The 23543-nt window shown below is 71.6% G+C and carries 23 protein-coding genes and 3 tRNA genes; 21 read left to right on the top strand and 5 right to left on the bottom strand.

All coding sequences use genetic code 11. The features are described 5' to 3' along the window. Positions 1-508 precede the first annotated feature (508 nt). Both ASE20_RS18175 and ASE20_RS18170 read right to left on the bottom strand, forming a co-directional pair. Positions 509-585: transfer RNA gene (locus ASE20_RS18175), tRNA-Arg, on the bottom strand. Between the two features lie 12 nt (positions 586-597). After that, complete coding sequence (locus tag ASE20_RS18170) at positions 598-1425, bottom strand: 3-methyladenine DNA glycosylase (RefSeq protein ID WP_225869235.1); 828 nt, start codon at positions 1423-1425, stop codon at positions 598-600. Between the two features lie 32 nt (positions 1426-1457). On the opposite strand from ASE20_RS18170, the gene ASE20_RS18165 reads away from it, so the two are divergent. The 10 genes from ASE20_RS18165 to ASE20_RS18120 all read left to right on the top strand — a co-directional run bounded on the left by ASE20_RS18165 (position 1458) and on the right by ASE20_RS18120 (position 9986). Continuing rightward, entirely contained in the window at positions 1458-2270 is an 813-nt protein-coding gene (locus tag ASE20_RS18165; RefSeq protein WP_056895982.1) for a fumarylacetoacetate hydrolase family protein, read from the top strand. After that, the gene (gene gltX, locus ASE20_RS18160; protein ID WP_056895981.1) at positions 2267-3730 is read left to right on the top strand and encodes a glutamate--tRNA ligase; all 1464 of its coding nucleotides are present in this window, start codon (positions 2267-2269) and stop codon (positions 3728-3730) included. The genes ASE20_RS18165 and gltX overlap by 4 nt, the downstream gene beginning before the upstream one ends. Then, positions 3690-4679 carry a CPBP family intramembrane glutamic endopeptidase gene (locus ASE20_RS18155; protein WP_056895980.1) on the top strand — a complete coding sequence of 330 codons (990 nt, stop codon included), beginning with the start codon at positions 3690-3692 and terminating at the stop codon, positions 4677-4679. Before gltX ends, ASE20_RS18155 begins: the two co-directional genes overlap by 41 nt. A 44-nt stretch (positions 4680-4723) precedes the next feature. Beyond that, positions 4724-4798 (top strand) — tRNA-Gln (locus ASE20_RS18150). Between the two features lie 165 nt (positions 4799-4963). Further along, a tRNA-Glu gene (locus ASE20_RS18145) sits at positions 4964-5036 on the top strand. A gap of 75 nt (positions 5037-5111) precedes the next feature. After that, positions 5112-5549, top strand: a complete 438-nt coding sequence (locus tag ASE20_RS18140) for an SRPBCC family protein (protein WP_056895979.1) — start codon at positions 5112-5114, stop codon at positions 5547-5549. A gap of 196 nt (positions 5550-5745) precedes the next feature. Beyond that, the gene (locus ASE20_RS18135) at positions 5746-8139 is read left to right on the top strand and encodes a M4 family metallopeptidase (RefSeq protein ID WP_157538693.1); all 2394 of its coding nucleotides are present in this window, start codon (positions 5746-5748) and stop codon (positions 8137-8139) included. Between the two features lie 94 nt (positions 8140-8233). Next, positions 8234-8725, top strand: coding sequence for a SigE family RNA polymerase sigma factor (locus tag ASE20_RS18130; protein WP_157538692.1), 492 nt, complete (start codon positions 8234-8236; stop codon positions 8723-8725). Next, positions 8722-9432: a signal peptidase I gene (gene lepB / locus ASE20_RS18125; RefSeq protein ID WP_056895978.1), complete on the top strand. Its 711-nt coding sequence runs from the start codon at positions 8722-8724 to the stop codon at positions 9430-9432. Before ASE20_RS18130 ends, lepB begins: the two co-directional genes overlap by 4 nt. A 98-nt stretch (positions 9433-9530) precedes the next feature. Beyond that, on the top strand, positions 9531-9986 hold the full coding sequence (locus ASE20_RS18120) for a DUF2231 domain-containing protein (protein ID WP_056895977.1): 456 nt from the start codon (positions 9531-9533) through the stop codon (positions 9984-9986). Position 9987: 1 nt separating this feature from the next. On the opposite strand, the gene ASE20_RS18115 is transcribed toward ASE20_RS18120, so the two are convergent. Continuing rightward, a complete protein-coding gene (locus tag ASE20_RS18115; protein WP_157538691.1) occupies positions 9988-10443 on the bottom strand; it encodes a hypothetical protein in 456 nt (151 codons plus the stop codon). Positions 10444-10540: 97 nt separating this feature from the next. Between ASE20_RS18115 and ASE20_RS18110 the strand changes: the two genes are divergently transcribed. Together ASE20_RS18110 and ASE20_RS18105 are read left to right on the top strand one after the other, a co-directional pair. Beyond that, positions 10541-12076 carry a DNA-3-methyladenine glycosylase 2 family protein gene (locus ASE20_RS18110; protein WP_056895976.1) on the top strand — a complete coding sequence of 512 codons (1536 nt, stop codon included), beginning with the start codon at positions 10541-10543 and terminating at the stop codon, positions 12074-12076. Between the two features lie 8 nt (positions 12077-12084). Further along, positions 12085-12570, top strand: coding sequence for a methylated-DNA--[protein]-cysteine S-methyltransferase (locus ASE20_RS18105; RefSeq protein WP_056895975.1), 486 nt, complete (start codon positions 12085-12087; stop codon positions 12568-12570). Positions 12571-12577: 7 nt separating this feature from the next. Here the strand turns inward: ASE20_RS18105 and ASE20_RS18100 are convergent, their stop codons facing one another. Next, on the bottom strand, positions 12578-13300 hold the full coding sequence (locus ASE20_RS18100) for an IclR family transcriptional regulator (RefSeq protein WP_028655929.1): 723 nt from the start codon (positions 13298-13300) through the stop codon (positions 12578-12580). Positions 13301-13390: 90 nt separating this feature from the next. On the opposite strand from ASE20_RS18100, the gene leuC reads away from it, so the two are divergent. The 4 genes from leuC (at position 13391) to ASE20_RS18080 (ending at position 18207) form a co-directional block, all read left to right on the top strand. Beyond that, entirely contained in the window at positions 13391-14791 is a 1401-nt protein-coding gene (leuC, locus tag ASE20_RS18095; protein ID WP_056895974.1) for a 3-isopropylmalate dehydratase large subunit, read from the top strand. 14 nt (positions 14792-14805) lie between these two features. Beyond that, complete coding sequence (leuD, locus tag ASE20_RS18090) at positions 14806-15399, top strand: 3-isopropylmalate dehydratase small subunit (RefSeq protein ID WP_056895973.1); 594 nt, start codon at positions 14806-14808, stop codon at positions 15397-15399. A gap of 65 nt (positions 15400-15464) precedes the next feature. Beyond that, complete coding sequence (locus ASE20_RS18085) at positions 15465-17402, top strand: LTA synthase family protein (protein ID WP_157538690.1); 1938 nt, start codon at positions 15465-15467, stop codon at positions 17400-17402. A gap of 175 nt (positions 17403-17577) precedes the next feature. Beyond that, positions 17578-18207, top strand: coding sequence for an HU family DNA-binding protein (locus ASE20_RS18080; RefSeq protein WP_056895971.1), 630 nt, complete (start codon positions 17578-17580; stop codon positions 18205-18207). Between the two features lie 68 nt (positions 18208-18275). Here ASE20_RS18080 and cofC read toward each other — a convergent pair whose 3' ends face one another. Then, positions 18276-18899: a 2-phospho-L-lactate guanylyltransferase gene (cofC, locus tag ASE20_RS18075; RefSeq protein WP_056895970.1), complete on the bottom strand. Its 624-nt coding sequence runs from the start codon at positions 18897-18899 to the stop codon at positions 18276-18278. Positions 18900-18972: 73 nt separating this feature from the next. Here cofC and ASE20_RS18070 point away from each other — a divergent pair, with 73 nt between their 5' ends. The 5 genes from ASE20_RS18070 to ASE20_RS18050 all read left to right on the top strand — a co-directional run bounded on the left by ASE20_RS18070 (position 18973) and on the right by ASE20_RS18050 (position 23514). Next, on the top strand, positions 18973-19722 hold the full coding sequence (locus ASE20_RS18070; protein ID WP_082612548.1) for a lysophospholipid acyltransferase family protein: 750 nt from the start codon (positions 18973-18975) through the stop codon (positions 19720-19722). A gap of 2 nt (positions 19723-19724) precedes the next feature. Further along, complete coding sequence (locus ASE20_RS18065; RefSeq protein ID WP_056895969.1) at positions 19725-20729, top strand: NAD(P)H-dependent glycerol-3-phosphate dehydrogenase; 1005 nt, start codon at positions 19725-19727, stop codon at positions 20727-20729. A gap of 81 nt (positions 20730-20810) precedes the next feature. Then, positions 20811-21434 carry a M15 family metallopeptidase gene (locus ASE20_RS18060; RefSeq protein ID WP_056895968.1) on the top strand — a complete coding sequence of 208 codons (624 nt, stop codon included), beginning with the start codon at positions 20811-20813 and terminating at the stop codon, positions 21432-21434. After that, complete coding sequence (gene alr, locus ASE20_RS18055; protein WP_056895967.1) at positions 21431-22579, top strand: alanine racemase; 1149 nt, start codon at positions 21431-21433, stop codon at positions 22577-22579. Before ASE20_RS18060 ends, alr begins: the two co-directional genes overlap by 4 nt. Next, positions 22576-23514, top strand: a complete 939-nt coding sequence (locus ASE20_RS18050; protein ID WP_056895966.1) for a D-alanine--D-alanine ligase — start codon at positions 22576-22578, stop codon at positions 23512-23514. Before alr ends, ASE20_RS18050 begins: the two co-directional genes overlap by 4 nt. Positions 23515-23543: the final 29 nt, after the last annotated feature.

Here is a 23543-nt window from a genome sequence, read left to right as displayed (position 1 = left end):
TTCGATCTCGACCAGGCGGCGTTCGGTCACGAGGTCCTCGGCACGCGCCAGCAACAAGGCCGGCGCGGCGGTCGAGGGGTCCGAGATCATGGATCCATTCTACTCGAACACCTGTTCGAACGCTACTGGGGAGCGGGTTCTCCACAGGGCACTTTCGCCAGTGNNACCCGCCCATCCACCCAGCCCTCTCGTCGCTGCCGCTTGAAAACGCCACCACCGACCAACGGAACCCGAAGGGGAGGTCCCAGCACCAACAACAGAGATTTCGAAGGCCCGGCGCCAGGGCGCCTCGCACCTCAACCACCGGAGGCGACGACGGTCGAGGTCTCGGTGGGTCAACGCACCGAGCCCACAGCCCACTCGCCCGAAAAAGCTTCGGGCCCCACGGAGCTCATACCTTCCGCGGGGCCACCACCTTTGTACGACGACCGGATGGCGGGCCGGGGGAGGCGCGCCGTCCGGTCGGTGACGTCCACGTGAGGAGTCGTCGGCCGGCTCGAAACGACCTTGGCGCCCCCGGCAGGAATCGAACCCGCAACATGCCGGGTAGAAACCGGCTGCTCTATCCAATTGAGCTACGGAGGCCTGGTGCCAAGCCTAGTGGCGGATCGCCGTGCCCGATGACGGAGATCGGTCGATCGCGTCGATCGCATCGACCGCCTGGTCCAGCGCCTCGACCATCCGCTCGCGGATCGGCGTCGCCCGCTCGGCGTACCGGCGTTGCAGCGCGGCGTACTCGCGCTTGCCCTCCGAGGTCTCGATCGTGATCGGCGTCCACTCGATCCCGTAGGGATCGATGACCAGGCCCGACATGTCGTACGGCGCCGCGCGCATGTCCATGATCCGCACGTCCCACGCGAGCTCGAAGGCATCCGCGACGAGGTCCGACCCGAGGACGCCGGCGAGGCGGTAGGCGTGCTTGTAGAGGTCCATGGTGGCGTGCAGGCACGCGGGCTGCTCGAAGTCGGTGCGGTCGTCCTTGAAGGGGCGCAGCGTGTTGAGCGGCAGGGCCGCGGGCGTGAAGAAGCGGTACGCGTCCCAGTGGCTGCACCCGATGCGGTGGCTGTCCACGACCCGGTTCGTGCCGTCGTGGCCGAGCCGCAGCGGTTGCGGGTGCCGCGTCTCGGGGTCGCGGTAGACCATCGCCCACTCGTGCAGGCCGAAGCAGCCGAAGTTGCCCTCGCGCCCGGCCGTCGCACGCAGCAGGGCCAGCGTCGACCTGGCGAGCGGCAGCTTCGCCGCGTCGAGCTCTCCGGGTGGCTGCCAGCGCATCAGCTGCGACGGGCGGTACGAGTAGTAGGTGAAGAGGAAGTCGTGCACCGGGTGCTTCACCTGGAGGCGCCGGCGCTCCAGGTGGGGCTCGACGTACGGGCCGAGCCGCGCCGTGTGGGCAGCGGCGCGCTGCTCCCACTCCTCCGCATTCACGAGCAGCAAGCGTAGGTCGATAGGCTCGGCAGGTGCGCATCGTCAGATTCACCCAGGGTGAGGAGCCGTCGTACGGCGTCCTGACCGGCGACCTCGACGAGTACGGCCAGCCTGCCGACGACGCCGTGATCGTCGGTCTGGCCGGCGACCCGCTGTACGTCGGCATCAAGCTGCTCGAGAAGGAGTACCGGCTAGACGAGGTGCGCCTGCTGGCGCCCGTCCTGCCGCGCAGCAAGGTGGTCGGGATCGGCAAGAACTACGCCGCCCACGCCGCCGAGATGGGCGGGCCGGTGCCGGAGGAGCCGCTGATGTTCCTCAAGCCGAACACCAGCGTGGTCGGCCCGGGCGACGCGATCCAGTACCCGCGCCAGAGCAGCAACGTCCACTACGAGGGCGAGCTCGCCGTGGTGATCGGGCGGATCTGCCGCGACGTGCCGGCCGAGCAGGCGACGGACGTCATCCACGGCTACACGATCGCCAACGACGTCACCGCGCGCGACCTGCAGAAGTCCGACGGCCAGTTCACGCGGGCCAAGGGCTTCGACTCGTTCTGCCCGCTGGGCCCGTGGATCGAGACCGACCTCGACCCGAACGACTTCACCGCGGGCCGCCGCGTCCAGACCTTCCTCAACGGCGAGGTCGTCCAGGACGGTACGACGGCCGACATGGTCTTCGACATCCCCGCGCTGATCGCCCACGTCTCCAGCGTGATGACGCTGCTGCCCGGCGACGTCATCCTCACCGGCACCCCCGAGGGCGTCGGTCCCCTGGAGGTCGGCGACGAGGTCGAGGTCTCGATCGAGGGCCTCGGAACACTGATCAACAAGGTGGAAGCACGCTCATGAGCAACGTACGAGTCCGGATGGCGCCGTCCCCGACGGGCAGCCCGCACGTCGGCCTGGTCCGCACGGCGCTCTTCAACTGGGCGTTCGCCCGCCACCACGGCGGCACGTTCGTGTTCCGCATCGAGGACACCGACAAGGAGCGCAGCACCGACGAGTCGCTGAGCTCGATCATCGACCTGATGCGGTGGCTGGGCCTCGACTGGGACGAGGGCCCGGAGGTCGGCGGCCCGCACGCGCCGTACAAGCAGAGCGAGCGCAGCGACCTCTACCTCGACGCGCTGGCGAAGCTCAAGGACAGCAGCTTCACCTACGACTGCTACTGCACGACCGAGGAGGCCGCCGCGCGCCGCAAGGCCGCCGGCTCCAAGGTCCAGGGGTACGACGGCTTCTGCCGCGAGCTGAGTGAGGAGCAGGTGGCGGCGTTCGTCGCCGACGGCCGCCAGCCGGTCGTCCGGTTCCGGATGCCCGACGGCTCGATCACGTGGAACGACCTGGTGCGCGGCGACGTGACCTTCGAGACCGAGTTCGTGCCGGACTTCGCCCTCTGCCGGGCCAACGGCGACCCGCTGTACACGCTGGTCAACCCGGTCGACGACGCGCTGATGGAGATCACCCACGTCCTGCGCGGCGAGGACCTCCTGTCGAGCACGCCGCGCCAGATCGCCCTCTACGAGGCGCTCAAGGAGGTCGGGATCGCGAAGGAGACGCCGCAGTTCGGCCACCTGCCCTACGTCATGGGCGAGGGCAACAAGAAGCTGTCCAAGCGCGACCCCGAGGCGCACGCGCTGGCCTACCGCGACCAGGGCTACCTGCCCGAGGGCCTGCTCAACTACCTCGCCCTGCTGGGCTGGGCGATCGCGGCCGACCGCGACGTGTTCAGCCTCGAGGAGATGGTCGAGGCGTTCGAGATCAGCGACGTCGTGGCCAACCCGGCGCGCTTCGACCTCAAGAAGTGCGACGCGATCAACGCCGCCCACATGCGCCTGCTGACCATCGGCGACATCACCCACCGGGCGCTGCCGTTCCTCAAGGCCGACGGCGTGGTCAGCGACCCGGTCAACGACGCGGACGCGCAGCTGCTCGAGCTGGCCATGCCGCTCATCTCCGAGCGCATCAACAAGCTCAGCGAGGCGAGCGCGCTGCTGGCGTTCCTGTTCGTCGACGAGGACGCCTTCGAGGTCGACGCCGACGACGCCGCGAAGCAGATCGGCGAGGCCGGGATTCCCGTCCTGCAGGCGTCCTACGACGCCCTGGCCGCCCTCCCGACGTGGTCGACCGACGCGATCCAGACCGCCCTGCAGGCCGCACTGGTCGACGGCCTGGGTCTCAAGCCGCGCAACGCCTTCGGGCCGGTCCGCGTCGCCGTCACCGGTCGCCGGATCTCGCCGCCGCTGTTCGAGTCGCTCGAGCTGCTCGGCCGTGACCGCAGCCTCGGGCGGCTGCAGCGTGCCCTCGGCTGACGGGCTCCGCTACGAGCGGCTCCAGGAGGTCGGCCCCGCCGACGCCTGGCGGCCCTACGCCGGCGTCGGCCTGCTGGTCGTGCTCTTCGTCGTCGGGCAGTTCGTCGTCGGCGCGGTGGTCACCGTGTTCCTGGCGACCTCGGGCGACTCGGCGGCCCGGATCACCGACGAGCTCTCGGGCGACCCGGCGACGCCGTCCTTCCTCGCCCTGGTGAACCTGGGCTGGGCCGCAGTCATCCCGTCGGTGCTGGTGGTCGCCCTGCTGGTGCACCGGATGGCGCCGGGCTGGGTGGTGTCGGTGGCCGGCGCGGTGCGCTGGCGCTGGCTGGCGACCTGCCTCGGCCTCGCCGTGGTCGCGCTCGCCGTCACCTTCGGGGTCTCGCTCCTGCTTCCCGACCAGGGTGCCGGAACGGTCGACCTCGGCGGCGGGCTCAACTCCTGGAGCTCGACCACCCGCGACTTCCTGCTCGTGGTCCTGCTGCTGACGCCGCTGCAGGCAGCGGGGGAGGAGTTCGCCTTCCGGGGCTACCTCGCCCAGGCCTGCGGTGCGGTGACCGGGCGGCACGGTGCCGCGGTGAGCGGCACGGTGGCGGTCGTCGTACCGGCGGTGCTGTTCGCGCTCGCCCACGGCGTCGGCCAGGACCTCCCGATCTTCTTCGACCGGTTCGCGTTCGGCGTGGTCGCGGGCCTGCTCGTGCTGCTGACCGGCGGCCTCGAGGCGGGGATCGCGATGCACGTGCTGAACAACTTCTTCGCCTTCGGCCTCGCGCTCGCGTTCGGCGACATGGGGGAGACGCTGACGCCGACAGACGGGACCTGGTGGGCCGTCCCGGTGACCCTGACCCAGTCGCTGGCCTACCTCGGGCTGACCCTGTGGGCGGCTCGCCGCCTGGGCGTCGCGACGCGGACGAGCGCGGCCATTTTGGAGTCGCGCGGACGGCGCGTGTAGAGTTTCACGTCGATCAGGTCCTCGCCGGACCCGGTCGACAACAGTGGTCTATGGTGTAATTGGCAGCACTAGGGATTCTGATTCCCTCAGTCTAGGTTCGAGTCCTAGTAGACCAGCCAGAGTGACGACGAGAAGCCGGGCAGCCGCCCGGCTTCCTTCGTTTTCGCCCGTGTTTTGGCGGGTGTTCACCGCTGTGGCGTCCTCATGTCGAGCCGATTTGGTCTCTGCCGACGGCATCCTCTAGAGTTCTCTTCGTTGTCGAGGCCACGCGCCGAAGACAGCGTGCCCCCGTCGTCTAGCGGCCTAGGACGTCGCCCTCTCACGGCGGTAACGCCGGTTCAAATCCGGTCGGGGGTACAACACAGCAGGGCCCGGTCCTCGGACCGGGCCCTGCTGCATTTCCTCCACCTCCCGCCCGGTAGCGTCGGCCGCATGGCCCAGGTGACTGCAACCGTCGACGCGACCGTCCCCGCCCCGCCGGCGGAGGTGCTCGCGGCGCTCTCCGACTACGTCGACGTGCGTCCGGCGATCCTGCCGGCGAGCTACTCGTCGTACCAGGTCCTGGAGAACGGCGTCGGCGACGGCACCGTCGCCACCTGGCGGCTGCAGGCCACCAAGAAGCGGGTGCGGCACGTGATCGCCGACGTCGCCGTCACGCCGGACGCCGTGGTCGAGACCGACCGCAACTCGACGATGGTGACCACCTTCGCCGTCACCTCCGACGGTGCCGGCAGCAAGGTCACGGCGACGACGACCTGGCAGGGCGCGGGCGGGATCGGGGGCTTCTTCGAGAAGACCTTCGCGCCGCTCGGCCTCGGCCGGATCCACGGCGAGCTGCTGGCGAACCTCGCCGCGCGCTTCCCCGCCTGATCGCTGACCTGCCTCATCTTCTTGCATTGCTTCAACTCGCAGGACCCGCTCCATTGACGGTGAAAACCGCCGGGGACGAGGTTTGCCTCTGGCTGCCCGGCACCCCACCTTCGCCGGGTCGGCCATCGGCCGGCTCGCGACCCCTCGGAACCTGAGGTACGGCGGGCCCGACTCTCAAGAGGAGTGTGGGTTAGAAGTGAAACGCAACCTGATGGGCGGCCTGATGGCCACCCTCGTCGCCGCCTCGGCGCTCGCCGCGGCGCCGCTCGCCAGTCCGTCCGCGCACGCCGATCCCGGCGCCACGGCGACGGCGGCCTCCGCGGCCTCGGCGGCACCCCGCGACGACGCGCACCAGAAGGCGCGGCGCTCCGCCAAGGCGCTGATCGACAGCCGGGCCCCGCAGCTGCGCGCCAGCGGCGGCGACGCGTTCGTCGCGCAGCCGGTCGTCAGCGGCGGTGCCGGCCTGCAGTACGCCGCGTACACGCGGACCTGGCGCGGCCTGCCGGTGCGCGGTGGCGACTTCGTCGTCGTCACCAACCGCGACGGCAAGATCCTCGGCACGAGCGTCGCCCAGAAGCGCGCGATCGGGAAGCTGTCGGCCACGCCGACGGTGAGTGCGAAGGCCGCCACGTCGACGGCGCGGGCCACCCTCCGCCAGTCGGTACGACGCGGCGCCCCCGAGCTGGTCGTGCACGCGCTCACCACGCCCCGCCTGGCGTGGAAGGTGCGGGTCAGCGGTCTCACGGCCGACGGCGACCGCTCCGTCCGCGACCTCTACGTCGACGCGCGCACGGGCTCGGTGATCGAGTCCGACGAGCTCGTCCACTTCGCCACGGGCACCGGCAACGGCCACCACAACGGCCCGGGCCTGGCGATCGAGACGACCCAGGCGTCCGCGTCGTCGTACACGCTGGCCGATCCGAACAACCCCGGTGTGGACTGCCGGATCGACAACAACACCACCAACAGCGTCCCGGTCCTCGCCGGCCCCGACAACACGTGGGGCGACGGCAGCGGCACCAGCACCGAGACCGGCTGCGTCGACACGCTGTACGCGCTGCAGGTCCAGGACCGGATGCTCAGCCAGTGGCTGGGGCGCGACGGGTTCAACGGCAACGGTGGCGGCTGGCAGGCGCGCGTCGGCAAGGACGAGGTCAACGCGTTCTACTGCCCGCCGGGCCTGAGCGAGCCGGGCTACTGCACCGGCACGGAGTGGGTGCGGATCGGCCACAACCAGGCCAACACCGAGTGGCTCACCAACCTCGACGTGGTCGGCCACGAGTACGGCCACGGCGTCGACCAGAACACCCCCGGCGGCCACTCGAACGGCAACACCGGCGAGTTCGTCGGTGACGTCTTCGGTGCCCTGACCGAGCACTTCGCCAACGAGTCCAGCACCTACGACGAGCCGGACTACCTCGTCGGGGAAGAGGTCAACCTCGTCGGCGACGGCGAGATCCGCAACATGTACAACCCGTCGGCCAAGGGTGACCCGAACTGCTACTCCAGCTCGATCCCCAATGCCGAGGTGCACTCGGCCGCCGGCCCCGGCAACCACTGGTTCTACCTGCTCGCCGAGGGCACCAACCCCGCGGGCGGGCCGACCAGCACCACCTGCAACAGCGGCGGCACGCTGACCGGCATCGGCATCCAGAAGGCCGGCAAGATCTTCTACAACGCGATGCTCATGAAGACCACGAGCTCGAGCTACCTCAAGTACCGCACGTGGACGCTCACCGCCGCGAAGAACCTCTTCCCGGGCTCCTGCACCGAGTTCAACGCGGTCAAGGCCGCGTGGAACGCCGTCTCGGTCCCGGCCCAGACGGCCGACCCGACCTGCACCACGGCCGGCAACACGGTCACCGTCACCAACCCGGGCAACCGCACCGGCACCGTCGGCACCGCGACCTCGCTGCAGCTGACCGGTACGTCGTCCGGCGCCGGCCAGACGCTGACCTGGTCCGCCACCGGCCTGCCCGCCGGACTGTCCATCAACAGCGGCACCGGCCTCGTCTCCGGTACGCCGACCACGGCGACCACCGCGAACGTCACGGTCACCGCCCGTGACACCACCGGCGCCACCGGCTCGACCAGCTTCACCTGGACGATCAGCGGCGGTGGCACGCCGACCGGCAACCTGCTCAAGAACCCGGGCTTCGAGTCCGGCGCGGTCGACTGGACCGGCACGAGCGGCCCGATCACCAACAACACCGGCCGCGCGGCGCGCACCGGCAGCTGGAAGCTGTGGCTCGGCGGCAACGGCAGCACCTCCACGGAGAACGAGAGCCAGACGGTCACCATCCCGGCGACCGCGACGACGGCGACGCTGAGCTTCTGGGTGGCGATCGACACCGCGGAGTCGACGTCCTCGACGGCCTACGACACGGCCAAGGTGCAGGTGGTCAGCGGTACGACGACCACCACGCTGGCGACGTACTCCAACCTCAACAAGTCGAGCGGGTACGTCCAGAAGACGTTCGACCTGGCGTCGTACAAGGGCAAGACGATCACGCTGAAGTTCCTGATGAACGAGGACTCGTCGCTGCAGACGAGCTTCGTCATCGACGACACCGCGATCAACGTCGGCTAGCGAGCCGATCCAGCAAGGCGGGCGGTCACCGGGCTCCGGTGGCCGCCCGTCGGCACGATGCAACGAATCCGGGGCGCGGCTCGTCTTGCAGGGTGTGAAGGACGTCGACGAGGCCGCGTTCACCGCGTTCGTGGCCGATGCGGGGGACCGGCTGCTCCGGTTCGCGCGGATGCTCGTTCTCGACCACGGCGAGGCCGAGGACGCCCTGCAGGAGGCGCTGACCCGTCTCGCTCGGCACTGGCACCGCACCGTGACGCCCGAGGCCTACGCCCGCAAGATCCTGCTCAACCTCGCCCGCGACCGAGGGCGTCGCCGCCACCTCGTCGCCCGGCCGACGGACGCGGCCCCCGAGACCACGACGGGTGACCACGCGGACGCCGTCGCCGCACGGAAGCAGCTGGACATGCTGCTCGCCGGCCTGCCGGCCAAGCAGCGTGCGACGGTCGTGCTGCGCATCGTCGAGGACCGCAGCGAGGCCGAGACGGCTCGCCTCCTGGGCTGTGCCGAAGGCACGGTCCGCAGCAACCTCTCTCGTGCCCTGGCGAGTCTGCGCGGCCGCATGGGCGATCTCCAGGAGACGACATGACGACCACCGAGACCGAGATCCGCGCGCTCGCCCGACGGGCTGCCGACGACATCAGTGCGCCGCCGGGGCTGGCTGCCCGGGCGCTGCGGGGCGCGCGTCGTACCCGACGACGCAGGGCGGCGGTGGCCGCCGGTGTGGTGGTGGTCGGCGCCGGCGTCTCGTGGGGCGCCGGCCTGATCGGCTCGGGGCCGTACTACGAGGAGCGGCAGCCGAGCGAGGGCATGGCGCCGACGGTGGCAGCGGGCGACGTGGTCGCCTTCCACCGCGACCTCGTCGCCGTCCCCGGCGATCTCGTCGAGCTCGAGGTCGCGGACGTCCCCGTGCCCCTGCTGCGGCGCGTGGTGGCGGTCGGCGGCGAGACGGTGAGCTGTCCTGCCCGGACGGACGGGACCTGTGCCGCGGTGCTCGTGGACGGACGGGTGCTCGGCAACGACTACGTGGACGCGCTGGTCACCGAGCCCTTCGCGGCGGTGCAGGTGCCGGCGGGCGAGGTCTTCGTGCTCGGCGACAACCGCGCGTACGCCCTGGACTCGCGGACCTTCGGGCCGGTCCCCCTCGACGACGTCACCGGCGTCGCTGTCGCGATCCGCAGCGGCGACGACTACGTCGCGATCCCCGGCGCACCCCGTCACCGGCCGCCGGATGACAGCGACCTGGTTGACCTGCCGGGGCCCCCGCCGGTGCCCGGGGTCGCGCAGGTGGAGTGAGGCGCCGCGTCGGCACGCAGTCAGGTTGGTGCCAGGTTCGCTCGACCACGCTGGGAGCGTCGGCCCGCCGGGTCGCGCCTGCCACGAGGAGTCGCCCCATGTTCGACCTGTTCAACGGCCTGCCCATCCACCCGCTGGTGGTGCACGCCGTGGTGGTCCTGCTGCCGCTCGCGGTCGTCGGCACCGCGGCGATCGCTCTGCGGCCCGCCTGGCGGCGACCGTACGGCCACCTCGTCGTCGGCTGCGCCGCGGTGGCGACCGCCCTGGTGCCGGTCGCGACGTCGAGCGGCGAGGAGCTGGAGCACCGTGTCGGCGATCCCGGCCGTCACGCGGCTCTGGGGGACCAGCTGATCTGGTTCGCCGTCGCCCTGCTGGCGACATCGGCCCTGCTGGTGTGGCTGGACCGGAGAGCCGACGGTGGTCGTACGGCGGTGCGCGTGGTCGCGGCGGTCGCGCTGGTCTCCGCCGTGGCTGCAGGCGTGCAGGTCTACCGGGTCGGTGACTCGGGTGCCCGTGCGGCATGGGGCGACCAGGTGACCTCGGCCGCCCGCTGAGTCACTCCCCGGTGCCCGCCGCCTTGCGCGCCGCTGCGGTCTTCTTCGCCGCGCGCGTCTTCGGCGGCGTCGGTTCGGTGCCGACGATCGCGAAGACGGGAGCGGTCAGCTTCTCGAGCGCAGCGACCGCTTCCGCGTGTCGTTCGGCGAGCTTGGAGACGACACCGGCGAGCTCGGCCTGTGCCTCGGCGAGGGTGTGCACCGTGTCGGCGAGCTCGCGCTGGCGGACGATGAAGTCCTGCAGCGGCTGGGCCGTCGCGCCGGCGATGCCGGTCACGGCGGTGGCCATGCCGGCGACCGCGCCGGCGAGCTCGCCCACCTGCTTCGCGAGCTCGTCGGGCTGGGTGACCCCGGCGACGGCGGTGTCGCGCACCGTCCGGAGCACGTCGGTGGTCAGCTTGAGCGCGACCTGCTGGGACTTGATCAGCAGGTCGAGAGGGTTGAGCGCGTCCGCCATGGCGACAGCGTGACAGACGCGGGTCCTCGCGGCGAGGATTCCCGTGGTGTCCGATTTCCGCCAGTCACTGTCGGTGGCGGCAGGCAGGATGGGGGACATGGAGACGACGACGGAGCGCGCGAGCGACGTGGGGCAGCTGGACTTCGGCCGCTGCTACACCGCCGTGCAGTCGCGCGACCGCCGCTTCGACGGCGTGTTCTACACCGCGGTGCGCACCACCGGCATCTACTGCCGGCCCTCGTGCCCGGCCCGCACGCCCGCCGCGGCCAACGTCTCCTTCCACCGTACGGCGGCCGCCGCGCAGACTGCCGGGTACCGCGCCTGCAAGCGCTGCCTCCCCGATGCCACCCCCGGCAGCCCCGACTGGGACGTCGCCGCCACCGTCGCCGGACGGGCGATGCGGCTGATCGGCGACGGCGTCGTCGACCGCGAGGGCGTCGAGGGCCTGGCGACCCGGCTGGGCTACACCTCGCGCCACCTCTCGCGGCTGCTGACCGCCGAGCTGGGCGCCGGCCCGCTCGCGCTCGCCCGCACCCAGCGCGCGCAGACCGCGCGGGCGCTCGTCGAGAGCACCGACCTCAGCCTCACCGACGTCGCCTTCGCGGCGGGCTTCTCCAGCGTCCGGCAGTTCAACGACACGATGCAGGAGGTCTACGCCGCGACGCCGAGTGAGCTCCGCGGCCGCCGCGCCGCCGGGAGCAGGTCGTCGACGGGCGGCATCGAGCTGCGCATCGCGGTCCGCACGCCCTTCCTGGGCAGTGCGCTGCTCCGGTTCCTCGCCGACCGCGCCATTGCGGGCATCGAGGTCGCGGAGGTCCGCGACGACGGCTCGGGCTGGTACGCACGGACGTTGGACCTGCCGCACGGACCCGGCACCGCGCGGGTCGAGCTCGGCGACATCGCCGACGCGGCGGGCGCCGGCACGTCGTACGTCCGGCTGCGGCTGGGCCTCGAGGACCTGCGCGACACCGCGGCCGCCGTGGCCCGGATGCGGGCGCTGCTCGACGCCGACGCCGACCCGGTTGCGGTCGACGCGCACCTCGCCGCCGACGCGGCGCTCGCCCCGCTCGTCGTACGACGTCCGGGGTTGCGGGTGCCCGGGCACGTCGACGGCACCGAGCTGGCCGTGCGGGCGGTGCTCGGCCAGCAGGTCACCGTCGTCGCGGCCCGCACCGCGGCCGCGCGGCTCGTCGCCGAGCACGGCCGCCCGGTCACGACGGACGTCGACGGCCTGACCCACCTCTTCCCCGACGCCGGGACCGTCGCTGCGATGGACCCGACGGACTTCCGGATGCCCCGGGCGCGCGGCCGTGCGTTGATCGGCCTGGCTGCCGCGCTGGCCGGCGGCGAGCTCGTGCTCGACCGAGGTCCTGAGCGCGGTGCCGTGCGCGAGCAGCTGCTCGCGCTGCCCGGCATCGGCCCCTGGACGGCCGACTACATCGCGCTGCGCACGCTGGGACATCCCGACGTGTGGCTGCCGACCGATGTCGGTGTCCGCAATGCCCTGTCCGCGTTGCCGGGGGGCAACGACGCCGACCCCGACCGTTGGGCGCCCTGGCGCTCGTACGCCCTGCTGCACCTGTGGACGTCCCTGTCCGACCCCGAGCCGTCCGACCCCGAGCCAGGAGAATGAGTTGCACCATGTGGACCGTCATCGAATCGCCCATCGGCCCGCTCCGCCTCGTGGAGCAGGACGGCGCGATCACCGCGATCGAGTTCTCGCCGTTCCGTGACCAGGACGGCCGCCCCCGCGGGCCGCGCGCCGACGCCGCGCCCGTGCTCGTCGCGGCCGCGCGCCAGCTCGACGAGTACTTCGCGCGCGAGCGCACCGAGTTCGACCTGCCCCTCGCGCCGTCCGGCACCAGCTGGCAGCGCGACGTGTGGGACCAGCTCCTCAAGATCGGCTACGGCGAGACCGCGTCGTACGGCGAGATCGCGCTCCGCCTCGGCAAGACCAACGCCGCCTCACGGGCGGTCGGCTACGCGAACGGGTCGAACCCGATCCCGATCGTCATCCCGTGCCATCGCGTGATCGGAGCCAACGGCACCCTCACCGGGTACGCCGGCGGCCTGGACCGCAAGCAGCTCCTCCTCGAGCTGGAGGGCGACGCGGAGGCCCTCTTCTAGGAGGTGGTCACTCCGCGGCGGCGCGGCGCAGCGACTCCGAGAGCCGCTCGGCGGCCGCGAGCACCGCGGGCGCGTGCATGCGACCGGGTTGGCGCGAGAGCCGCTCGAGCGGGCCCGACACGGAGACGGCGGCGATGACCTTGCCGCCGGGGGAGCGGACCGGGGCGGACACGGAGGCCACGCCCTGCTCGCGCTCGCCGACCGACTGCGCCCAGCCGCGGCGGCGGATGGCGGAGAGCTCGGCGGCGGAGAAGGCGGCGTTCTGCAGGCCGCGGTGGATCCGCTCCGGGTCGTCCCAGGCGAGCAGCACCTGTGCGGCGGAGCCCGCGCGCATGGTCAGCTGCGAGCCGACGGGGATGGTGTCGCGCAGGCCGGAGGGACGCTCGGCGGCCGCGACGCAGACGCGGTGGTCGCCCTGGCGGCGCCACAGCTGCGCGGACTCGCCGGTGATGTCGCGCAGGCGGGCGAGCACCGGCCCGGCGGTCGCCAGCAGGCGGTCCTCGCCGGCCGCGGCGGAGAGCTCCGCGAGGCGGGGGCCGAGCACGAAGCGGCCCTGCATGTCGCGGGCCACGAGCCGGTGGTGCTCGAGAGCGACCGCCAGCCGGTGGGCCGTGGGGCGGGCCAGGCCCGTGCCGGCGACCAGCCCGGCCAGGGTGGCCGGGCCCGACTCCAGTGCGGTGAGCACCAGGGCCGCCTTGTCGAGTACGCCGACGCCGCTCGAGTTGTCCATATGGCAATACTGCCGTCTCAGATCATGGGATGCAAGGGGTAGGGTGGTGATACCGGTCAAACAGGCCGGAAAGACAGTGAGGAGCGAGTCATGGGCAGGACCCTGGCGGAGAAGGTGTGGGACGAGCACGTCGTCCGGTCGACCCCCGGAGAGCCTGATCTCCTCTACATCGACCTCCACCTCATCCACGAGGTGACGAGCCCGCAGGCCTTCGACGGCCTGCGCCTGGCCGGTCGGCAGGTGCGACGCCCCGACCTCACCCTCGCGACCGAGGACCACAACGTCCCGACCCTCGACTGGGACCAGCCGATCGCCGACCCGGTGAGCAAGACCCAGGTCGACACGCTGCGCAAGAACGCCGCCGAGTTCGGCGTGCGCCTGCACCCGCTCGGTGACGTCGAGCAGGGCATCGTCCACGTCGTCGGCCCGCAGCTGGGCCTGACCCAGCCGGGCATGACGATCGTCTGCGGCGACTCGCACACCAGCACCCACGGCGCCTTCGGCGCGATCGCGTTCGGCATCGGTACCTCGGAGGTCGAGCACGTGCTCGCCACCCAGACCCTGCCGCAGGCCAAGCCGAAGACGATGGCCGTGACGGTCAACGGCAGCCTGCCCGAGGGCGTCACCGCCAAGGACCTGATCCTCTACCTGATCACGCAGACCGGCACCGGTGGCGGCCAGGGCTACATCGTCGAGTACCGCGGCGAGGCCATCGAGGCGCTCTCGATGGAGGGCCGCATGACGGTCTGCAACATGTCGATCGAGTGGGGCGCCAAGGCCGGCATGATCGCGCCCGACGAGACCACCTTCGCCTACATCGAGGGCAAGCCCGAGGCGCCGACCGGCGCCGACTGGGACGCCGCCGTCGCGCACTGGAAGACCCTGGTCACCGACGCCGACGCGACCTTCGACAAGGAGATCGTGATCGACGCGGCCCAGATCACGCCGTTCGTGACGTGGGGCACCAACCCCGGCCAGGGTGCGCCCCTCGGCGCCAACGTCCCGACCCCGTCCGACTTCGAGGACGAGCAGGACCGCATCGCCGCCGAGAAGGCGCTGGAGTACATGGGCCTCGAGGCCGGCCAGCCGCTGCGCTCGGTCAAGGTCGACACCGTCTTCGTCGGCTCCTGCACCAACGGCCGGATCGAGGACCTGCGCCTCGCCGCCGAGATCATCAAGGGCCACAAGGTCGCCGAGGGCACGCGCCTGCTCGTCGTACCGGGCTCGGTGCGGGTGCGCCTGCAGGCCATGGAGGAGGGCCTCGACAAGGTCTTCGTCGAGGCCGGCGCCGAGTGGCGCGGTGCGGGCTGCTCGATGTGCCTGGGCATGAACCCCGACACCCTGCAGCCGCAGGAGCGCTCCGCGTCGACGTCCAACCGCAACTTCGAGGGCCGGCAGGGCAAGGGTGGTCGCACCCACCTGGTCTCGGTGCCCGTCGCTGCCGCCACCGCCGTCAAGGGCACGCTCGCGTCCCCCGCCGACCTGGTCTGAGAGGAACGACAGTCATGGAGAAGTTCACCTCGCACACCGGTACGGCGCTGCCGCTTCGTCGCAGCAACGTCGACACCGACCAGATCATCCCCGCGGTCTACCTCAAGCGCGTCACCCGCACGGGCTTCGAGGACGGCCTGTTCGCCGCGTGGCGCAACGACCCGGAGTTCGTGGCCAACAAGCCCGAGTACCAGGGCGTCTCGATCCTCGTCGCCGGCCCCGACTTCGGCACGGGCTCCTCGCGCGAGCACGCCGTGTGGGCGCTCATGGACTACGGCTTCAAGGTCGTGCTCTCGAGCCGGTTCGCCGACATCTTCCGCGGCAACTCCGGCAAGGCCGGCCTGCTCTCCGTCCCCGTCGAGCAGGACGTCATCGAGCAGCTGTGGGCGGCCATCGAGGCCGACCCGACGACGCAGATCACCGTGGACCTCGAGGCCCGCACCGTGACCTGCGGCGACCTGGTCGCGCCCTTCCAGATCGACGACTACACCCGCCACCGCCTGCTCAACGGCCTCGACGACATCGGCATCACGCTGGGCAACGAGGCGGACATCGCGGCGTACGAGGCGACGCGGCCGAGGTTCAAGCCGGTCACCCAGCGCGCCTGAATTCCGTGTCTCCTCGGGGGAAACCCTGACGCGAGGGCACGAGGTGGACAACTACAGTTCACCTCGTGCCCTCTTCCGTTCTGCCTGACGACAGGGCCGCTGCGGAGGTCGCCCCGGAGCCCGCGGCACTGCCGCCGGTCGGCGCCGTGCTCCGCCGCGGCCTCGTCGCGAGCATCCAGGGGGCGGCGATCGCCGCACTGGTGCTGGAGATCGGCACGCTCGGCATCTTCATGCCGCGCTGGTTCAAGGACCTCTTCTTCGACAGCGGCGCCTTCTACCTCGACACCCTCGTGCTGTGGGTACTGATCGGCTTCCTCTGGGCGGTGCTGGGCCGGCTGTCGTGGTCGATCGCGCTGGTGCTGACGACCGCGGTCGTCGCCGCGATCGCCAACCTCGTGAAGATGCAGTACCGCGAGGAGCCGATCTACCCCAGTGACAAGGACTTCCTGAGCGAGCCGGGCTTCCTGACCTCACTGGTCTCGCCGGTGCTGCTGGTGGTCGCCGGCGTGCTGGTGGTCGCGATCCTCGTCGGCGCCCTGCGGCTCAGCGCCCGCTACGACAAGCGGTTCCCACGTCCGCCGCTGCGCCGGCTCTCGCGCCGAGACCTCGTCACGGTGCTCGGGCTGCGCCTCGCCGTCGGCCTCGTGACGACGTTGCTGCTGGTCCAGGCCGCACACTTCAACCAGCCCGGCAACGTCTGGCGCGGCCTCTACGAGCTGCGCGGCAACGACTGGCGCTACTGGAACCAGAAGACCAACTACCGCTCCAACGGCTTCGTCGGCGGCTTCCTCTTCAACATGCCGGTCAAGGCGATGGCCACCCCGAAGGGGTACGACGAGCAGACGATGTCCGAGGTCGCCGACCGCGCCACCGCGCTGGCCGAGCGGATCAACGCCGGCCGCAAGGGCAGCCTCGACGACGTCAACGTCGTGCTGGTGCTGAGTGAGTCCTTCACCGACCCGACCGAGCTGAAGGGCTTCGAGCTCGACCACGACCCGATCGCGCGCACCCGTGCGCGGATGGCGACGACCACGTCGGGCCACATGCTCGCCCAGATGTACGGCGGCGGCACGGCCAACATGGAGTTCGAGACCCTGACCGGCCAGTCCCTGGGGCTCTTCCGGCCGCAGATGATGTCGCCGTACCAGATGCTGGTGCCGGGACTCGCGGACTACCCGTCGGCCGTCGGCTGGTTCCGCGGACAGGGGCACGACGCGATCGCAGTCCACCCCTACCGGGTGGGGATGTACAAGCGGGAGCAGGTCTACGACCGCTTCGGCTTCCAGTCGTTCATCCACGACACGACCATCAGCGAGACCGACACGATCGACGACAACCCCTACATCTCGGACAAGTCGGCGTTCGACGAGGTGCTCCACCAGATCGACGCACACGAGCGGCCGCTGATGGTCAACCTCGTGACGATGCAGAACCACATCCCGGTCGACGGCAACTACGACGACCCGGTGAAGGTGCGGGGTGCCGGCAAGGGCCAGGACAAGCGGATCGGCCAGTACGCACGGGGTCTCGAGCACACCGACGAGGCGCTCGCCTCCTTCCTCGACGACCTCGCCAAGGGGCCCGAGAAGACGATCGTGCTGTTCTACGGCGACCACCTGCCCGGCATCTACGGCTCGTCGGTGAAGCATGCCAACGACGGGCTCTCGCTCTACCGCACGCCCTTCTTCATCTGGAGCAGCCAGCCCGGGCACAACGTCCCGCGCCAGCTGCCGACGACCAGTCCTGCCTTCTTCCTCCCGCTGCTGTACGCCGCCGCGGACGCGCCCGTGCCGCCGTACCTCGCCCTGCTCGACGAGGTGCACCGACACGTCAGTGCGATCCAGCAGGGCCGTCTCCTCGACGGGTCCGGAGAGCTCGTGAAGGAGTCCGATCTCGACGCGCAATCGGCCCAATTGCTCGCGGACATGCGGCTGGTGCAGTTCGACTTCTCGATCGGCCGGAGGTTCGCCCTGGACCGCATGTGGCCCGGTGCGGTCTCCTGAATTGCCCGAATTGGCCCAAATAGCGCCGAATTGGCGAAAAAAAGGCGATAAAGCACGGCGTGGTGATTGTGACTGTGCCCACTAGTGCCTAGCGTTCGCTGGAAGGACGGCTGGGCGAGGGCTCAGCCGCAAGCCCAAGGGACGCCCACGGCGGTGCGTTTCGAAAGGACAGGTAGTGAACAAGTCTCAGTTGATCGATGCGCTGGCTGACCGGTTCGAGGGTAGCCGCAAGGACGCGGCTCACGCTCTCGACTCCGTGCTCGACACCATCACGCGCCAGGTCGCCAAGGGCGAGAAGGTCGCCATCACCGGCTTCGGTTCGTTCGAGAAGGCCGTCCGCAACGCCCGTTGGGTCCGCAACCCGCAGACCGGCGAGCGTGTGAAGACGAAGAAGAAGGCCGTCCCGAAGTTCAGCGCCGGCGCTGACCTGAAGAACGTCGTGTCGGGTGCCAAGAAGCTGCCCGCCCTGCCGAAGCCGGCCAAGAAGGCTGCTGCGGCTCCGGCTGCTGCGGCCAAGAAGGCCGCCGCTCCGGCGAAGAAGGCCGCGACCACGGCTGCCAAGAAGGCTGCCGCTCCGGCCAAGAAGGCTGCTGCCACCGCGAAGAAGGCGGCTCCGGCCAAGAAGGCGGCTCCGGCCAAGAAGGCTCCGGCCGCCAAGAAGGCTGCTCCGGCTGCCAAGAAGGCTCCGGCCGCCAAGAAGGCCGCTCCGGCCAAGAAGGCTGCTCCGGCCGCCAAGAAGGCGCCCGCCAAGAAGGCTCCGGCCAAGAAGGCGCCCGCGAAGAAGGCTCCGGCCAAGAAGGCCTGACCTCACTGATCGCAGTCGATCGGGTCGTCCTCCTCGGGAGGGCGACCCGATCGCCGTTTTTGCGCGGGTCAGCCCAGCGCGGCCGTCGTCGCCGGTCCGACGCCGAGGGCGACGGCGGCGGCGAGACCAGCCGCGTCATCCACGTCGCGGCGCAGGGTCGCCAGCTCGCCGGGGACGGCGGCGGCCCCGGTCGCGGCGTGGGCGGCGGCGGAACCCGCGCCGAAGCGGGGATCGAAGCCGTCGTAGGGAGCCGTGTAGAGCGTCGTACCGGTCGCGTCGGCGTCGGCGACGTACCAGGCCCCGCCGGCCTCCTGCGCGTGCCTCAGCGCGACGTCGAGGTCGGGCGCGGTGAGTGCGGGGACGTCGGCGAGCAGCGCGGCCGGCTGGAGGTCGGCCCGCAGGTCGTGGGCAAGGGCTGCTCCGGCCCGGAGGGCGGCGTTGAGGCCGGCCCCCGGGTCCGCCGCAGGTACGACGCCTTCGCGCACCAGCGACGCAGCGAACTGCGCGTCGTCGCTGACCACGACCACCAGTCCCACCAGCGGGCTCGCGAGGCAGGCCGCGACGGCGTCGGCGGCGAACGCCGCGGCCAGGCGGCGGCGTTCGGCGTCGGGCAGCGTGGACAGCCGCGACTTGCCGGTGCCGGGGGACTTCACCGGCAGGAGCACCGCGAAGGAACCCGGACGAACGACCACCGCGCCATCCTCCCAGCCGGGATGGCCCCGTCCTGCAAGACCCCACCCGTGACGAGCGGTAACCTGCATCTTCGTGACGGTGCGCAAGTTGCGGGAGAAGCGGGGCTGGGCCTTCAACATCGCGGTCCCCATCCTGAAGCCGCTGCTGAAGGCGACGACCAAGCGGGAGTGGATCGGTGGGGAGAACATCCCGGAGGAGGGCGGCTTCATCATCGCGCTCAACCACATCTCCCACGTCGACCCGTTGACGGCCGCGCACCTGGTCTACGACCACGGCTACATGCCGCGCTACCTCGCGAAGGCCGGCCTCTTCGACGGCAAGGTCCTCGGCCACTTCCTCCGCGGCGCCGGCCAGATCCCGGTGAAGCGCGAGACCAAGGACGCCGTCGGTGCCTACGCCGCAGCCGTCGACGCGGTGCGCGACGGGCAGTGCGTGGTGATCTACCCGGAGGCCACCATCACCCGTGACCCCGGCATGTGGCCGATGAAGGGCAAGTCCGGCGCTGCACGGATCGCGCTCGAGACCGGCTGCCCGGTGATCCCGGTGGGGCAGTGGGGCGCGCAGGAGATGCTGGCGCCGTACACGAAGAACCCGCACCTCGTCCCGCGCCACCGGATCACGATGCGCGTCGGGCCGCCCGTCGAGCTCGACGACCTGCGCGCGCAGGAGCGCACGGCCGCCGTCGTCAACGAGGCGACCGAGCGGATCATGACGGCCATCACCCACCAGCTCGAGCTGGTGCGCGGTGAGCAGGCGCCGGCGGAGCGCTACGACATGGCCGTCCAGGGTGACCGGTTCAAGAAGCAGAAGAAGGCGAAGTGAGCATGGGTAGCAAGGTCGCGGTGCTCGGCGCCGGCTCCTGGGGGACGGCGTTCTCCATCGTGCTCGCCGACGCGGGCAACGACGTGTCGATCTGGGCACGGCGCGAGGAGGTCGCGGCGTCGATCAACGAGCGCCACGAGAACGTCGACTACCTCTCCGGCATCGAGCTGCCGCGGCGGATCACGTCGACCGCCGACGCCGAGCAGGCGCTGGCCGGTGCCGACGTGGTCGTCCTCGCCGTGCCGTCGCAGTCGCTGCGCGACAACCTGCCGACCTTCCTGCCCTTCCTCGAGCCGGACGCCGTCCTGGTGTCGTTGATGAAGGGCGTCGAGCTCGGCACGCTCAAGCGGATGTCGGAGGTCGTCGCCGAGGTCGGTGACATCGCGCCGAGCCGGATCGCCGTCGTCAGCGGTCCCAACCTGGCCCGCGAGATCGCCCGCCGCGAGCCGGCCGCATCCGTCGTCGCGTGCGCCGACGAGGACGTCGCCACCCAGCTGCAGAAGCGTGTGCACTCGCCGGCGTTCCGGCCCTACACCAGCGTCGACGTCCTCGGCTGCGAGTTCGGCGGCGCCTACAAGAACGTCGTCGCGCTCTGCGTCGGCATGGCCGTCGGCCTCGGCTTCGGCGACAACACGACGGCCTCGCTGATCACCCGCGGCCTGGCCGAGACCGCCCGCCTCGCGATGAACCAGGGCGCCAACCCGCTCACCCTGATGGGTCTCGCCGGTCTCGGCGACCTCGTCGCGACCTGCTCCTCGCCGCTGTCCCGCAACCGCACCTTCGGCGAGAAGCTCGGCCAGGGCATGACCGTCGACGAGATCTACGCCTCCACCCGCCAGGTCGCCGAGGGCGCGAAGTCCTGCTCCTCGCTGCGCGCGCTGGCGGCGGAGACCGGGGTCGAGGCGCCGATCGTCGACGCCGTCGACGAGGTGGTCCAGGGCCGGCTCACCACGTCCCAGCTGATGGAGGCCTTCATCTCCCGCGACACGAAGGCCGAGCTGAGCTGAGCCGGACGTCGGTACCTGAGGACCGCCGCCCGGCACCTCAGGTGGACGTCCGGAGGGCGCCGGCTTCCTAGCGTTGCTGGCATGACGATCCTCCTGTCCGATCCCCGCGTCCGTGCGGTCCCCGTGACCGAGACCGGCGAGCCGCTGGTCCGCCTGCCGCACGACCTGTCGCCGGCCGGCGCGCTCGTCCGCACCGACCTCGCGGACCGGCTGGTCGCCGCCGACCGCCTGCTGCCGCGCGGCATCCGGCTGCGCGTGGTCGAGGGCTTCCGCCCCGTCGAGCAGCAGCAGGCGATCATCGCGTCGTACACCGCCGAGCTGCGCGCGCTCCACCCGCAGATCGGACCGGTCGCCCTCGAGCGGCTCACCAGCCGGTTCGTGTCGCCGGTCGAGGTCGCGCCCCACGTCGCCGGTGCGGCGGTGGACCTGACCCTGGTCGACGTGTGCGGCGACGAGCTGGACATGGGTACGGCGATCGACGCCACCCCCGAGCAGAGCGACGGCCGTTGCTGGTTCTCCGCCGCGGGGATCGGCCCGGACGCGCGCGCCCACCGCACGGTGCTGGCGAAGGTGCTCGGGTCGCAGGGGCTCGTGAACTACCCGACCGAGTGGTGGCACTGGAGCTTCGGGGACCGCTACTGGGCGCTGATGACCGGCGCGCCGCAGGCGCTCTACGGCCCGATCGCGTCAGCGGTGGCTGCATGAGCGCGATCGCCCTGCGTCCGCGCCGGACCGAGGAGACGGCGCCGTCGCTGACCCTGGACCTCGCCGCCGTCGCCCGCAACACCGAGCTGATCGCGGGCCGCACCGCCGGCGAGCTGATGGCCGTCGTGAAGGCCGACGGCTTCGGTCACGGCGCCGCCGACGTCGCGCGGACCGCCCTCGCGCACGGCGCGACGCGGCTCGGCGTCACCAGCCTGGCCGAGGCCTTCGCGCTGCGCGACGCGGGTCTCGTGGCGCCGGTGCTGAGCTGGCTCAACGGTGCCGACGCCGACTTCGCCGGCGCTGCCGCGCGCGACGTCGAGGTGGCCGTCCCCGGCGTTCCGCACCTCGCTGCCGTCGCCGCCGCGCCCGGCCGCCAGCGCGTGCACCTGCACGTCGACGCCGGCATGGCCCGCGACGGCGCCGAGCCGGCCGCCTGGCCCGCGCTGTGCCGCGCCGCGCGCCGCGCCGAGGAGCGCGGGCAGCTCGAGGTCGTCGGCGTGATGGGCCACCTCGGCTGCGCCGACGACCCGGACGACGACTGCAACGCGTTGGGACGCCACCGCTTCGCCTGGGCCGTCGAGGTCGCTCGGAGTGCCGGCCTGTGCCCGCGCGACCGCCACCTCGCCGCCACCGCCGCGACCCTCACGGACCCGCGCTCCCACCACACGATGAGCCGGGTGGGCGCCGGGCTCGTCGGCATCGACCCGTCCGGCCGGACGACGCTCGAGCCGGCGATGACCCTCGCCGCGCCACTCCTGCAGGTACGACGCGTCCGGGCCGGCACGCCCGTCGGCTACGGCCACACGCACCGGACCACGCGCCCGACGTACCTCGGCCTCGTCGGTCTGGGGTACGCCGACGGGCTGCCCCGCGCCGCCAGCGGCCGCGCGCAGGTGTCGGTGCGCGGTGCCCGGCGGCCCGTCGTCGGCCGGATCTCGATGGACCAGCTCGTCGTCGACCTCGGCAGCACGGGGGCGGAGGCGGGCGACCTCGTGACCGTCTTCGGGCCCGGCGCCGGCGGCGCGCCGACCGCCGCCGAGTGGGCGGAGTGGGCCGGCACCATCGAGCACGAGGTCGTCACCGGCATCGGAGCGCGCGTCGCCCGGCGGACCGTCGCAGCATCGCACCTGAGGAGCCTGTCGTGAGGACTCGTGTGGCCGTCATCGGCGGCGGGCAGAACTGCGAGCACGACGTCTCGCTCTCCTCGGCGGCCTCCGTCGCCGCCTCGCTCGACCCGGCGAACTACGACGTGGTCCCGCTCACCATCGGCCGCGACGGCACCTGGCGCGACCGCGGCCTGCGCCCGATCGGCCTGGCCGGCGCGGCGCAGGTGCTGCGCGGCTGTGACGTGGTCTTCCCGGTCGTCCACGGCCCCCGCGGGGAGGACGGTGCGCTGGCCGCGCTGTGCGAGCTCGCCGGACTCCCGTACGTCGGCTCCGGCATCCGCCCCGGCGCGCTGGCGATGGACAAGTGGGCCACCAAGCTGGTCGCCCGGGCCGTCGGGATCGCCACCGCCCCCGGCGTGCTGGTCACCCGCGCGAGTGCCGCGCACCTGCGCTGGACGCACCCCGTGGTGGTGAAGCCGGTCGCGGCCGGGTCGAGCCAGGGCGTGAGCCGCGTCGACGTACCCCAGCAGCTGCAGCCCGCCCTGGCAGCAGCACTCGCGATCGACGACCGCGTGCTCGTCGAGGACCTGATGACCGGTCGCGAGGTCGACGTCGCCGTGCTGCGGCGCGCCGACGGCAGCCTGTTCGTGCCGCCCGCGCTGGAGATCGTGGTCGAGGGCCTCTTCGACTACGACGCCAAGTACGGCGGCCACGCCGACTTCCGGATCCCCGCGGAGCTCGTCGACACCGACGCGAAGGCGCTGCAGGACGCCGCCACGGCGGTGTTCGAGGCGCTCGGGTGCGCCGGTGTCGCGCGCGTCGACTTCTTCCTCACCGAGGCCGGTCCGGTCCTGAACGAGGTCAACACGGTGCCGGGCATGACCGAGCACTCGCAGGCGCCGCAGATGTTCGCGGCCGCCGGCATGTCGTACCCGGAGCTGCTCGACGAGCTGGTCCGCGGCGCGCACAGGTGAGTGCGAGACTGACCGCGCACATCTCACCG

This window comes from Nocardioides sp. Root240, from assembly GCF_001428825.1.
In the GTDB taxonomy this organism is placed as follows: Bacteria; Actinomycetota; Actinomycetes; order Propionibacteriales; family Nocardioidaceae; genus Nocardioides.
The sequence above is the reverse complement of the archived record's forward strand: the minus strand, read 5'-3'. Positions and strand labels throughout refer to the sequence as shown.

Bases quoted from the DNA above. Each gene is read 5' to 3' on its own strand.
- ASE20_RS18105 (WP_056895975.1), top strand. From the start codon at position 12,085: ATGTGGACCGTCATCGAATCGCCCATCGGCCCGCTCCGCCTCGTGGAG.
- leuD (WP_056895973.1), top strand. From the start codon at position 14,806: ATGGAGAAGTTCACCTCGCACACCGGTACGGCGCTGCCGCTTCGTCGC.
- ASE20_RS18100 (WP_028655929.1), bottom strand. From the start codon at position 13,300: ATGGACAACTCGAGCGGCGTCGGCGTACTCGACAAGGCGGCCCTGGTG.
- leuC (WP_056895974.1), top strand. From the start codon at position 13,391: ATGGGCAGGACCCTGGCGGAGAAGGTGTGGGACGAGCACGTCGTCCGG.
- ASE20_RS18060 (WP_056895968.1), top strand. From the start codon at position 20,811: ATGACGATCCTCCTGTCCGATCCCCGCGTCCGTGCGGTCCCCGTGACC.
- lepB (WP_056895978.1), top strand. From the start codon at position 8,722: ATGACGACCACCGAGACCGAGATCCGCGCGCTCGCCCGACGGGCTGCC.
- ASE20_RS18120 (WP_056895977.1), top strand. From the start codon at position 9,531: ATGTTCGACCTGTTCAACGGCCTGCCCATCCACCCGCTGGTGGTGCAC.
- alr (WP_056895967.1), top strand. From the start codon at position 21,431: ATGAGCGCGATCGCCCTGCGTCCGCGCCGGACCGAGGAGACGGCGCCG.
- ASE20_RS18110 (WP_056895976.1), top strand. From the start codon at position 10,541: ATGGAGACGACGACGGAGCGCGCGAGCGACGTGGGGCAGCTGGACTTC.
- gltX (WP_056895981.1), top strand. From the start codon at position 2,267: ATGAGCAACGTACGAGTCCGGATGGCGCCGTCCCCGACGGGCAGCCCG.
- ASE20_RS18065 (WP_056895969.1), top strand. From the start codon at position 19,725: ATGGGTAGCAAGGTCGCGGTGCTCGGCGCCGGCTCCTGGGGGACGGCG.
- ASE20_RS18140 (WP_056895979.1), top strand. From the start codon at position 5,112: ATGGCCCAGGTGACTGCAACCGTCGACGCGACCGTCCCCGCCCCGCCG.
- ASE20_RS18115 (WP_157538691.1), bottom strand. From the start codon at position 10,443: ATGGCGGACGCGCTCAACCCTCTCGACCTGCTGATCAAGTCCCAGCAG.